General features: G+C 45.7%; 13 protein-coding genes. 7 read left to right on the top strand and 6 right to left on the bottom strand.

All coding sequences use genetic code 11. The features are described 5' to 3' along the window. Window positions 1-59: 59 nt before the first annotated feature. Genes AC1XUF_RS10245 through AC1XUF_RS10235 form a run of 3 tightly spaced genes read right to left on the bottom strand, consistent with a single transcriptional unit; the run spans window position 60 to window position 2,068 of the window. Window positions 60-893 carry a phosphatidate cytidylyltransferase gene (locus tag AC1XUF_RS10245; protein WP_483341683.1) on the bottom strand — a complete coding sequence of 278 codons (834 nt, stop codon included), beginning with the start codon at window positions 891-893 and terminating at the stop codon, window positions 60-62. Then, window positions 865-1,086, bottom strand: a complete 222-nt coding sequence (locus tag AC1XUF_RS10240) for a putative signal transducing protein (protein ID WP_483341682.1) — start codon at window positions 1,084-1,086, stop codon at window positions 865-867. Before AC1XUF_RS10240 ends, AC1XUF_RS10245 begins: the two co-directional genes overlap by 29 nt. A 16-nt stretch (window positions 1,087-1,102) precedes the next feature. Continuing rightward, complete coding sequence (locus tag AC1XUF_RS10235; RefSeq protein WP_483341681.1) at window positions 1,103-2,068, bottom strand: CPBP family intramembrane glutamic endopeptidase; 966 nt, start codon at window positions 2,066-2,068, stop codon at window positions 1,103-1,105. 118 nt (window positions 2,069-2,186) lie between these two features. Between AC1XUF_RS10235 and dusB the strand changes: the two genes are divergently transcribed. The 4 genes from dusB to frr all read left to right on the top strand — a co-directional run bounded on the left by dusB (window position 2,187) and on the right by frr (window position 5,078). Beyond that, a complete protein-coding gene (gene dusB, locus AC1XUF_RS10230; RefSeq protein WP_483341680.1) occupies window positions 2,187-3,176 on the top strand; it encodes a tRNA dihydrouridine synthase DusB in 990 nt (329 codons plus the stop codon). Then, window positions 3,170-3,703 (top strand): acyl-CoA carboxylase biotin carboxyl carrier protein subunit, encoded by a 534-nt coding sequence (locus AC1XUF_RS10225; protein WP_483341679.1) that lies wholly within the window; start codon window positions 3,170-3,172, stop codon window positions 3,701-3,703. Before dusB ends, AC1XUF_RS10225 begins: the two co-directional genes overlap by 7 nt. A gap of 63 nt (window positions 3,704-3,766) precedes the next feature. After that, entirely contained in the window at window positions 3,767-4,486 is a 720-nt protein-coding gene (pyrH, locus tag AC1XUF_RS10220) for a UMP kinase (RefSeq protein WP_483341678.1), read from the top strand. A 31-nt stretch (window positions 4,487-4,517) separates the two neighbouring features. Next, window positions 4,518-5,078 (top strand): ribosome recycling factor, encoded by a 561-nt coding sequence (gene frr, locus AC1XUF_RS10215; RefSeq protein ID WP_483341677.1) that lies wholly within the window; start codon window positions 4,518-4,520, stop codon window positions 5,076-5,078. A 61-nt stretch (window positions 5,079-5,139) separates the two neighbouring features. Here frr and AC1XUF_RS10210 read toward each other — a convergent pair whose 3' ends face one another. Beyond that, a complete protein-coding gene (locus tag AC1XUF_RS10210) occupies window positions 5,140-6,132 on the bottom strand; it encodes a UDP-glucuronic acid decarboxylase family protein (protein WP_483341676.1) in 993 nt (330 codons plus the stop codon). Window positions 6,133-6,170: 38 nt separating this feature from the next. Continuing rightward, window positions 6,171-7,487, bottom strand: coding sequence for a UDP-glucose dehydrogenase family protein (locus tag AC1XUF_RS10205; RefSeq protein WP_483341675.1), 1,317 nt, complete (start codon window positions 7,485-7,487; stop codon window positions 6,171-6,173). 208 nt (window positions 7,488-7,695) lie between these two features. Here AC1XUF_RS10205 and AC1XUF_RS10200 point away from each other — a divergent pair, with 208 nt between their 5' ends. The 3 genes from AC1XUF_RS10200 (at window position 7,696) to AC1XUF_RS10190 (ending at window position 10,334) form a co-directional block, all read left to right on the top strand. After that, window positions 7,696-8,862, top strand: coding sequence for an acyl-CoA dehydrogenase family protein (locus tag AC1XUF_RS10200; protein WP_483341674.1), 1,167 nt, complete (start codon window positions 7,696-7,698; stop codon window positions 8,860-8,862). A 124-nt stretch (window positions 8,863-8,986) separates the two neighbouring features. Next, entirely contained in the window at window positions 8,987-9,898 is a 912-nt protein-coding gene (locus AC1XUF_RS10195) for an SPFH domain-containing protein (protein ID WP_483341673.1), read from the top strand. Between the two features lies 1 nt (window position 9,899). Continuing rightward, window positions 9,900-10,334, top strand: a complete 435-nt coding sequence (locus AC1XUF_RS10190; protein WP_483341672.1) for an NfeD family protein — start codon at window positions 9,900-9,902, stop codon at window positions 10,332-10,334. A gap of 34 nt (window positions 10,335-10,368) precedes the next feature. On the opposite strand, the gene pafA is transcribed toward AC1XUF_RS10190, so the two are convergent. Next, a complete protein-coding gene (pafA, locus tag AC1XUF_RS10185; RefSeq protein WP_483341671.1) occupies window positions 10,369-12,024 on the bottom strand; it encodes an alkaline phosphatase PafA in 1,656 nt (551 codons plus the stop codon). Window positions 12,025-12,030 lie beyond the last annotated feature (6 nt).

Here is a 12,030-nt window from a genome sequence, read left to right as displayed (position 1 = left end):
GAATTAAAAACGGCCCGCTGACCAGGCCATTGCCTGTATTATCTATAAAGACAATTTACTCAGGAAAATAACTTTAAAAAAGTAACAATAAACGGTGCCGAAAGCAAAAGTCCGTCAAAACGATCCAGAAAACCGCCGTGCCCCGGTATGCTGCTTCCAGAGTCCTTGATAGCGATGCTTCTTTTAAACAGGGATTCTACCAAATCCCCATAAGTACCCACCACTACAATGATTGCTCCGATACAATACCATTTCCAAGGTTCGAAGGTACGGAAATAATACCCCAGAGCAAATGCAATAACTGCTGCAAAAGCTGCGCTTCCCATGGCGCCTTCCCAGGATTTTTTGGGAGATATGCGCTCAAAAAGCTTTCTTTTTCCAAATTTGGTCCCTGCAAAATAACCACCGATATCCGACGCCCAGAGCAATAAAAGACTGCCCAGCACGATTTCATAATTATAATGTCCACCGCGCAAAGCCATTACGACGATCAGAGCAAAAGGTAACGCAACGTAAATAATCCCCAGAAAGGTAAAACCGATATTGGTGAAAGGCTTCAGATCATTCTTTTTATATAGCTTGATAAAGAAAATCATCGACAATAGCGGACTGATCAGGAAGTAATTCTCAAACTCTACTATATCCTGTTCTACCAGATACGCAAGTAAGATCATAATTGTGCCACAGAACGTACCATAATAAGTTAAAGGCTGATTCCCGTCGAGGCCGAGTAACTTGTAAAATTCAAGCTGAGTTAGTGAGCTTATGGCACAAAAGAGCAATAAAAACGTCAGGTCACTGTAAATGATACTGCTGATGATAACAAAAACACCTGCCAGAGCGGTAATAGTCCGCTGCTGAAGATTATTCAGATTCCTTAATTGCGTCTTCATTATTCAGAATTATTTGAGCCTGGGGCAGGTCGCTGGCCGGAACGTGTACTTCACACATCCCAAAAATAGGGTAGCTGCTATCTTTTTTATTGACGATCACTGCGGCTATTCCATTCTGTTCCAATAATTCCCTGGCGATCTCCGCACGGATCATTTGCGTGCTTTGATACGCCTTGGCCCAATTCTCATCCATTGTTTCTTTAATTTAATTATTGCTCTGCGTGTAAAATGGCTTTTTTTGAAAAACGCTCCTTCCTGATAAACCTGAGTATTGCAATCGTGAATAGTAAAGAAGAGACAACGATGACCGTTGGCATCGACTTGGTTTCTTCAATATTGATTTTTACCAAATGAATGTTGTGCAGGTACATCATCACAAGTACAAACCCATTGTTAACAGAGTGGGCTAATACCGCAACCCACAAACTCCCCGTCCAGTAATAAAGATAACCGAATAATGCGCCAAGCATCATTCGTGGTAAAAAGCCGTAAAACTGAAAATGTATCGCACTGAAAATCGCCGCTGATATCCAGATCGCCACATGCGGGTTGGCAAGTTGCTGCGTGAGTTTCGTTTGGATCACACCTCGGAACAATACCTCTTCACCTAGCGCAGGAAGCAATGTTACTACAAATAAAGCGATAAGCAACTGTTCAAAACTGCTATAATTTGTTAAAAATGCAGTCATCAAAGATAGCTGGTCCTCTTTTTCGCGCATCCACAATTCAATTCCCGACCAGGCGTCAGGCAATTTCATGGCTGCGTTCCATTCAATGAATTTACTATTAACCGGAATGAAGATCAGTACCAGCAGGAAAACAAGGATCCAGACCCTTGCGGACGAAACTTTACCGACACTAAACTGCGAAAATTTCTTACGTTCGATATATACCCAGTAAATAAGCGATGGCAGAAGATAAGAGAAAAAATGTACCGTCCCCTGGAGGATCATTAATGCATACCAGCCATTGGGTACTTTTGCTGGGTTGGTGATCAATTGGTTGAGGAGCCCGCTGACGCTTTGTGCATCCGACGACAAAAATATAGCGAGGACCATCACTGCCAAAATATTGCCCACTGCCATTCCGATAAGTACAAAGCCAATCAATACCAATAAACTGCCCCAGGTGCCAGGCACACGGGAAACAAGTTGCTCAGGGTTACTATTTTGCATAATTGGTGTAAATTTACAGTTTATTATCAATTTTAAAATATGGAGTTAACAAGTGACTACCTGAACCTGCAGATGGAACTCGCATTTCTTGGCTCCTGGCACTTCTTACTAAACTGAAATGGTCAAAATAGGAAATATCGAACTTGGCGACTTCCCACTGCTGCTTGCTCCCATGGAAGATGTAAGCGACCCTCCCTTTCGGGCAGTGTGCAAGGAGAACGGGGCTGACCTGATGTACACCGAATTTGTGTCGTCCGAAGGGCTGATCCGGGACGCCGCCAAGAGTGTCCAGAAATTGGATATTTTTGAATACGAACGACCTGTAGGTATCCAGCTTTTTGGAAGCGATATCGAAACAATGGGCTCCTGCGCAGAAATTGCTTCTAGGGTCAATCCGGATCTGATCGATATCAATTACGGCTGTCCGGTCAAAAACGTGGCTTGTCGCGGCGCAGGCGCTGCACTGCTGCAGGATGTGCCGAAGATGGTAAAGATGACCGAAGCTGTTATTAAATCCACACACCTTCCTGTTACCGTCAAAACCAGGCTCGGGTGGGACGAAACTACCAAAAACGTACAGGAAGTTGCCGAACGTTTGCAGGATATCGGCATCCAGGCGTTGTCGGTTCACGGAAGGACCCGCGTACAGATGTACAAAGGCTCCGCGGATTGGACATTGATTGCTAAAATCAAGGAAAATCCGCGTATTACTATTCCTATCTTTGGAAACGGTGATGTTGATACACCCGAAAAAGCATTGGAATACAAAAACCGGTTTGGTGTGGATGGCATCATGATCGGCAGGGCCACGATCGGCAATCCCTGGATATTTAACGAGATCAAGCATTACATGCGCACCGGGATGAAACTTGCGCCGCCGACCATGGAACAGCGGGTGGATGTTTGCCGCCGGCACCTCGAATTTTCGATCCGATGGAAAGGGCCTGTTGCAGGCGTTTTTGAAATGCGCAGACATTACACCAATTATTTTAAAGGCCTGGAGCATTTCAAACCATACCGCATGCGGCTGGTAGAAGCGATGACTTTTGATGAACTGGATCATGTTTTAAAAGAAATCTCTCACGATTACAGTGAAGTAATATGCTAAAAGTCACTGTATCAGATGCGCCGTCAGCAGGTCACGCAAGTTCAACGAACTCTAAGGTTTTTGATATCGACAAAAAAAAGGACGACTGGCTGATCGGTGATGAAATTTTCAATGGTGACATCACTGTATTGGATCATAACCATTTTCACGTGATCTGGCAGGCAAAGTCCTACAATATTGAAATCCTTGAACAGAATACGGCAGAGAAAAGCGTCCACCTGCTGATCAACGGCGTACACTATTACACCTCTTTAAAAAACCGCCTTGACCTTTTGCTGGAAGGCATGGGGATGCAGAGCAATTCCGCGCAAAAAATAAACAATGTGAAAGCTCCTATGCCTGGCCTGATCCAGTCCGTTGCGGTGTCCGAAGGCGATCAAATCAGCAAAGGGGATAACCTCCTTGTATTGGTCGCCATGAAGATGGAAAATATCATCAAATCATCTGGAAATGGAATTGTTAAATCCCTGAAGGTAGCTCCCGGAGAAATTGTTGAAAAAAATCAGGTATTACTGGAGTTTCAATAAATAACTTGTTAATCTGAACCTCCCGGCCTTATTTTTACGGACGAAAACACCACCATCATAATCATGCCCGAACCAAAATATAAACGTTTACTACTTAAACTGAGCGGAGAAGCGCTTAACGGAGGCGACAAGGGCCAGGTTATTGATTTTAATATTCTCGATAATTATGCCAGAGAAATCAAAAGGATTGCGGAAGTCGGCGTTCAGATTGCCATTGTAATTGGCGGCGGGAATATTTTTCGTGGAGCGTCAGTTGAAAAATCAGGAATTGACAGGGTACAGGGAGACCACATGGGAATGCTTGCGACCGTCATCAATGGTATGGCGATCCAGAGTTCTCTTGAAAAACATGGCATGAACACCCGCCTCATGTCGGCTATCAAAATGGAACAGGTATGCGAACCATTGATCCGCCGTCGCGCAGTCCGTCACCTTGAAAAAGGTCGTGTCGTTATTTTTGGTGCGGGGACCGGAAACCCTTATTTTACAACTGATACGACTGCCGGGCTTCGCGCTATTGAATCGGAATCCGAGGTTGTATTGAAAGGGACCCGTGTTGACGGGGTTTACACGGCCGACCCTGAAAAAGATCCACTTGCCATTAAATATTCCCAATTGACGTTTGATGAAGCATTGTCCAAAAATCTAAAGATTATGGACCTGACCGCCTTCACGTTATGCAAGGAAAATAACCTTCCTATTATCGTTTTCGATATGAATAAACCGGGTAATCTATACGACCTGGTAATGGGCGAAGATGTGGGTACTTTGATATCTAACTAGCAGAAACAGAGAATATTTTACTTTAATATCAATGGAAGAAATAGAATTGTATCTGGAAGACGCCAAGGACACCATGGATGGCGCTATCAAACACCTCATTATCGAATTAGGAAAAATCCGTGCTGGAAAAGCGTCACCGCAAATGCTGGAAGGTCTTCAGATTGAATATTACGGATCCATGACGCCCCTGCAGAATGTTGCGACAATCAACACGCCGGACGCAAGGACTATCGCAATCAAACCCTTTGAAAGAAAGATCATCAACGACATAGAAAAAGCAATCCGTAACGGCAACCTCGGTTTTTCTCCTTCCAATGACGGGGAAATGATCCGGATCTCAGTCCCGCCGTTGAATGAAGAGCGAAGAAGGGAATTGGTAAAGCGTGCCAAAAACGAAATTGAAACCGCAAAGATCAACATCCGGAATATCCGCCAGGATGCTAACAACTCGCTTAGGAAATTGACAAAAGAAGGAGTGGCCGAAGATTTGGTAAAAGTGAGCGAAGACCGCGTTCAGAAACTGACCGATGGCTTTGTATCCAAGGTTGACCAGATATTTGCAGCCAAAGAGAAAGAAATCATGGAAGTTTAATACTTATGTGATGTATAGATGTATAAAAGAAAACCCGCCGAAGCGGGTTTTCTTTTATACATCATTTGATATTGCTGAATCCTTCAAAACCCCTGTGATTAGACTCCTCGTACAACCGCTCGGTTGGCAGGTTGCGGAAGTAATCATAGGTGATGCGTAAGCCTTCCTCCCGCGAAACCTTAGGTTCCCAGCCCAGGATCTCCCGGGCTTTTGTAATGTCGGGCTGGCGTTGCTTTGGGTCATCCTGCGGAAGTGGCTTATACACCACTTGCTGATCAGTTCCCGTCAGCTTAATGATTTCCTCAGCAAACTGTCCGATGGTGATTTCACCGGGGTTACCAATGTTTACGGGCAATGCGTAGTCACTCATCAGCAATCTATAAATCCCTTCAACAAGATCGTCTACATAGCAGAATGATCGGGTTTGGCTTCCATCGCCGAAAACTGTAATATCTTCTCCACGTAAAGCCTGGCCTATGAATGCCGGTAACACACGCCCATCGTTGAGCCTCATTCTGGGTCCGTATGTGTTAAATATCCTGACAATACGAGTTTCTAGCTCGTGATAGCGATGGTATGCCATTGTGATGGCCTCCTGGTAACGCTTCGCTTCATCGTAGCACCCTCTCGGACCAATCGGGTTTACATGTCCCCAGTAATCTTCGGTTTGCGGGTGAACCAGTGGATCACCATATACCTCAGATGTGGAAGCGATGATAAAGCGGGCCTTTTTCACGCGTGCAAGGCCTAGCAGGTTATGCGTGCCCATCGCCCCTACTTTCAATGTCTGGATAGGTATCTTAAGATAATCGATTGGACTGGCAGGCGATGCAAAATGCATGATATAATCTAGTTCACCCGGCACGTGCACAAATTTAGTCACATCGTGGTGATTAAATTCAAAGTTTGGGTCTGGCATCAGGTGCTCGATGTTCCGCATGTCGCCGGTAATGAGATTGTCCATCCCGATCACATACATTCCTTCTTTTAAAAACCTTTCGCAAAGGTGTGAGCCCAAAAAGCCAGCTGCCCCCGTAATTAATACTCGTTTCATTAATAGTGAGATAGGTTAAATGTAAATGTTCGGTTTTGTCAGGCTGGGATTACCTTCTCGCGGCCTATGCTGTAATAAGTATAGCCCATCTCACGCATTTGATCCAGTTCATAAAGATTCCTCCCGTCAAAAATCACCTTGTTCTTAAGCAACTTGCCCATTTTCTCAAATTCCGGTGTCCGGAACTGTGGCCATTCGGTGAAGATCATTAGCGCATCAGCATCGTCCAAAGCTGCATAAGGTGTATGACAAAAAGTAACTTTTTCTCCTAGAATACCTTTCACATTGTTCATTGCCTCAGGGTCATAAACCGTGATTTTAGCTCCTGCTTCAAGTAAAACCTCGATATTTTCCAATGCAGGTGCTTCTCGGATATCGTCGGTGTAGGGTTTGAAAGCAAGGCCCCAAACCGCAATGGTTTTACCTTTAAGGCTGCCGTCGAAGTAACTTTCGATCATAGGAAGAAGCTTTTTCTTCTGATCGTAATTCACATCCATCACTGATTTCAGGATGCGGAAATCGTAATCATAGTCTTTGGAAGTTTTGGCCAGAGCCTGTACGTCCTTTGGAAAACAGCTGCCGCCATATCCGATCCCGGCAAAAAGGAAGCGTTTTCCAATGCGGCTGTCTGTCCCGATCCCACGACGGATATCGTCCACATTTGCACCCACTTTCTCACAAAGATTGGCTATTTCATTCATGAAGGTAATCTTCATGGCCAGGAACGAGTTTGCCGCATATTTGGTCATCTCAGCTGAGCGTTCATCCATAAAGATAACGGGATTACCCTGCCTTACGAGCGGAGCGTAAAGTTTCTCCATGGTCTTCTTTGCTTTCTCGGAAGAAGTACCCACTACAACCCGGTCGGGTTTCATGAAATCTTCTACCGCAACACCTTCTCTCAAAAATTCCGGATTGGAAACCACATCAAACTCCACCTTGGCATTCTTGGCGATGGCGGCGCGCACTTTTTCGGCAGTTCCAACGGGAACTGTACTTTTATCAATGACCACGGCATAGGTTTCAAGAATATGTCCAAGGTCATCGGCAACTTTCAGTATATATTTCAAATCTGCAGAACCGTCTTCCCCTGGAGGAGTAGGAAGTGCCAGGAAAATAACCTGCGCATCCTTAATCCCTTCGGCTAGGTTAGTAGTGAACACCAGGCGTCCCTCTGCAACATTACGGTCAAAAAGCACGTCAAGGCCCGGCTCGTAAATGGGAATATCCCCTTTTTGCAGACGTTCTACTTTTCTGACGTCAATGTCCACACATGTTACCTGGTTGCCCGTTTCGGCAAAACATGTCCCGGTAACCAAACCTACGTAACCTGTTCCTACAACTGCGATTTTCATAAAATGTGATAGTAATGATATATAACTTAATGACTTTTTTCTAACTAAACCAAAGGCTATATTTAGCTAAATCACCTAAATTGTGGCGATTGCAAATGTAATTTTTTTAGGTGAATCTTTGCTCTTCACATTTTGATTTGTCCAATATCCCCTATTGAGTTAATTCGATACGAAGTAATGAATATCACAAATATAATCATCATCAACTATGGACATAGCAAAATCAGATTTAACTGAAAGTCAAAGAGAAGAAACCTGTGAAATGATCAGGCACACCGTTAGAGATTTTACAGCTTTACATATCAGACCCAATATCCGGGATTGGGATGAAAAACAACAGTTTCCAAAATCGATTTTCCGGAGCCTCGGGGAATTAGGCCTGATGGGTATGCTGGTCCCGGAACAATATGGCGGTTCCGGTCTGGGCTATAGGGAATATATTACTGCAATTATCGAGCTTGCCAAAGCTGACCCGTCCGTCGGGCTTTCCATGGCTGCTCATAATTCGCTTTGCACCAATCATATTTGCATGTTTGGCAATGATTATCAAAAACAAAAATACCTTCCGAAACTTACAACCGGAGAATTCGTGGGTGCCTGGGGATTAACGGAGCCTAATACCGGCTCAGATGCGGGAAATATGCAGACCGTAGCTGTACAGGAAGGCAATGACTGGGTCATCGACGGTTCGAAAAATTTCATAACCAACGGGAAAAGCGGCGATGTGACAGTATTGATCGCCCGCACCGGGGAGCCGGGGAACAAGCACGGGGCCACCGCCTTCATCGTAGAACAGGGTACTGAAGGTTATACTTCGGGAAGAAAAGAGGACAAACTGGGCATGCGCGCCTCCGAAACCGTTGAACTGATTTTTCAAGGCTGCCGAATTCCCGACAGCCAGCGGCTGGGAGAAATCGGTGATGGTTTTATACAGTCCCTGAAAGTCCTGGACGGAGGACGGATATCCATTGCGGCACTCGGCGTGGGCACTGCACTGGGCGCTTACGAAGCGGCACTTGCTTACTCCAAGGAACGTAAACAATTTGGAAAAGCGATTTGTGATTTCCAGGCCATTGCATTCAAGCTGGCAGATATGTACACCGATATTCAGGCTTCCTCCCTACTCACTTTCCACGCGGCGGCTTTAAAAGACAAAGGAGAAAAAGTGACCCTGGCAAGTTCAGTCGCCAAATACCATTCTTCGGAAACAGCCGTCAGGGTTTCCAATGAGGCTGTCCAGATTTTTGGCGGGTATGGGTTTGTAAAGGACTATCCGGTCGAAAAATTCTATCGGGACAGCAAGTTATGCACGATCGGTGAGGGCACAAGTGAGATCCAGAAAATGGTAATATCAAAAGAAATATTAAAAGATTAATATTTCTTCAACCATCCATCCTAGGTTAAAACCGACGAGCAAGTTTCTGACGCGTTGGAAAAAGAAGAATTGCAAGCCAAAAAGTATATGGTTACATTCGCAATATACCTTAATCTGACTTGTTATGACTCCACTTTTGGTACTACTGGTGCTTGTGGTCTTTACCATTCTAATGACTGTGAAAGTCATTCCGCAACAAACTGCATATATACTGGAGAGGTTAGGCAAGTTTTACGGTGTGTTGCAACCCGGTATTAATTTCATTATTCCTTTCTTTGATCGCATCGCCTACAAATACACGCTCAAAGAAACTGCCATTGATATCCCCGAGCAGATCTGTATTACCCGTGACAATGTGCAGGTACGCATGGACGGTGTTATTTTTATCCAGGTAATCGATCCGAAAAAAGCAGCCTATGGCATTGCCGACTATACCTTCGCTGTGATCCAGCTCGCACAAACTACCATGAGAAGCGAAATCGGCAAGCTGGACCTCGACAAGACATTTGAAGAAAGGATGACCATCAACCGGGCGGTTGTGGAATCTATTGATGAAGCTGCAATTGGATGGGGCGTTAAGGTGCTGCGCTACGAAATCAAGAACATTACTCCTCCACAGAGTGTGCTGAACGCTATGGAAAAACAAATGCAGGCCGAGCGGGAACGCCGGGCTGTTATTTTGCAGTCAGACGGTGAGAAACAAGCAGCCATCAATGTAGCTGAAGGGCAGAAGCAAAAAGTCGTTCTCGAGTCAGAAGGTTTGCGTTTAAGGCAGATCAACGAAGCGGAAGGAGAGGCTGCGGCATTACGCTCCGTAGCAGAAGCAACCGCAGACAGTATCCGGCTCATCGCACAGGCGATCCAGACCGATGGCGGATCCGAAGCAGTTCAGTTGAAAGTCGCTGAAAATTACGTGGAGCAATTTGGAAAACTCGCCAAAGCTGGCAATACACTGATCCTACCGGCAAATCTGGCAGATATGGGCTCTCTAATCGCCACAGCATTAACTGTTGTCAAATCCGAACCAAAGAAATAGCATGGAACTGACCTTACCGCAAATATGGCTGATTGTAGGGCTGATTATGCTTTTGGCGGAACTAGCGAGCGTTTTACTTGTATTTGTATTTTTTGCAGCAGGTGCGCTGCTCACTTCCCTGTTGACGACGGTCGGCTTGCTGCCAAGTACAGAAAGCCAGATCCTGGCGTTTTCTGCTATCTCGCTGATCTCGTTAATGGTTTTCAGAAGGAACGTCCGAAATCTGCTCAGCCGGAGCAATGGAGTCGGATATAATGAGTTTATTGGAGAAACTGCGCTGGTCATTAAAGACATCCCCCCCAACGGCGAGGGCAAAATCTATTACCGGGGTGCAGAGTGGAAGGCCATTTCCGTCAATCACAACTCTATTTCAGCCGGGAGCAAGGTTATCATTACAAAAACAGACGGGATTATCCTGACTGTTGAAGAGTCCTGACAATCCCGCCGCGTAATCTATTTCTTGCAAAACCTTACTTCTTCAGCGCTTCTTCTACTGCATTTCCAATATTTCCGCTTCCGGGCAGAATGTGAAGAAGTGCGGCAATTGTTGGCGCAATATCAGAGACATAGGTCCTGCGTAAAGTTTCCCCTTTTTTGATCCCCCATCCAAAAATCACAAACGGCACCTGCGTATCATAGTTATAAGGAGTTCCGTGCGAAGTGCCGGTTGCAGTTCCGTAAAACCAGCCCGGCTGCGAAATGATTTGAATGTCCCCGCTGCGCTTGGCGTTAACATTATTTTTATATAATTCCAGCTGATAAGTATTAAGCGGTGCTTTACCCATATCGGTAAGATTCAGCACATCCGCTACGCCTGGGATCGTGAGTGCCGCATCTTTGACTACCTCGGTGATTGCGGCCACAGAAATATTTTTCTTTTTCAATAAAGCATGATCGAGGTATATCTGGTTATTCTCCGAGGCGATCATGTATTTATCCTTCCCAAATGATTCATCCAATGCAGTTGTAATGGCGGCATTGAGCTGCCTTCCGCTGATCAAACCTGCCGGAAGCTTATGTTCTTTTGCAAATCCCGGAACATCCACAACGCCATGATCTGCAGTCAGGAAAACTGTGTATTCACCTTTGCCAACCCAGCCGTCAAGGAAGTTAAAGAGGTCTGCGAATTCACGGTCAAGTCTCAGGAAATCGTCCTGCTGCTCTATGGCATTCGGGCCGACCCGGTGCCCTATCCGGTCGGGTGAAGAAAAACTCACGGCAAGGAAATCGGTATCCTTCCCTTTTCCCAGGTTCTCTCCCTTTATTGCTTCAATGGCCATTTCCTTAGTGAGGGTGTTACCCCAAGGTGTATCCAATACCACACCGAAAGGATCGCCGGCTGTCCCTGCAAGCTCGTAAGGGAATACCGGCTTTTTTGCGCCCGACAAAACCCCTTCCCAGGCAACATCGTCGGGTGAACTCTGAACATACTTATCCGGAGGCAGCAGCAGCTGCCAACCCTTAGTCAGGTAAACCGAAGGCATCTTCTTCGCATTGTAATCTTTGGCCCATTGGGGCAGCTCGTCCATATAATAAGTGCTGGTTACCCAATTTCCCGTTTTGGAGTCGAACCAATATGCTGCATTGGCTGCGTGGCCTGCAGGCAGTATGGAACCCCTGTCTTTAATCGCGACGCCAATGGTCTTGGACCTAAAATTGGTTGCGATCCTGAGCTGATCCGTCACGGTGCTCGTCAGCAAATTGCGGGGCGACATTTTCCCCACAGTTACGTTATTGCTGCCCACGGTTTTCACGGTACTGTCTTCGGCACAATAAACCACCTGCTTTGCATTTGGGTCATACCATTCGTTGCCGACAATTCCATTGATTGCGGGTACTGAGCCAGTATAAACCGAAGCGTGTCCAGGACCGGTGACCGTCAAGGCATAAGCATAATGGTTATTCCTGCAATTGAAGCCTTCGTTCATCATCCGCTTAAAACCGCCTTCGGTATAAAGATCATAGTAGCGGAACAAGTAATCATAACGCATCTGGTCAACGATGATCCCGACTACCAATTTAGGTCTGGCTATTGAGGACGGTGCAACAGGCGCCTTTTTGACATTTTGTGCATGGGCCGAAACGGAGATCAGCAGGGCCAGCACCAACAAATTTAGTTTCTTCACAATCAA

This window comes from Dyadobacter sp. HNCC25DJ185 (assembly GCF_056895195.1).
This window is presented reverse-complemented; position numbering and strand designations above follow the sequence as displayed.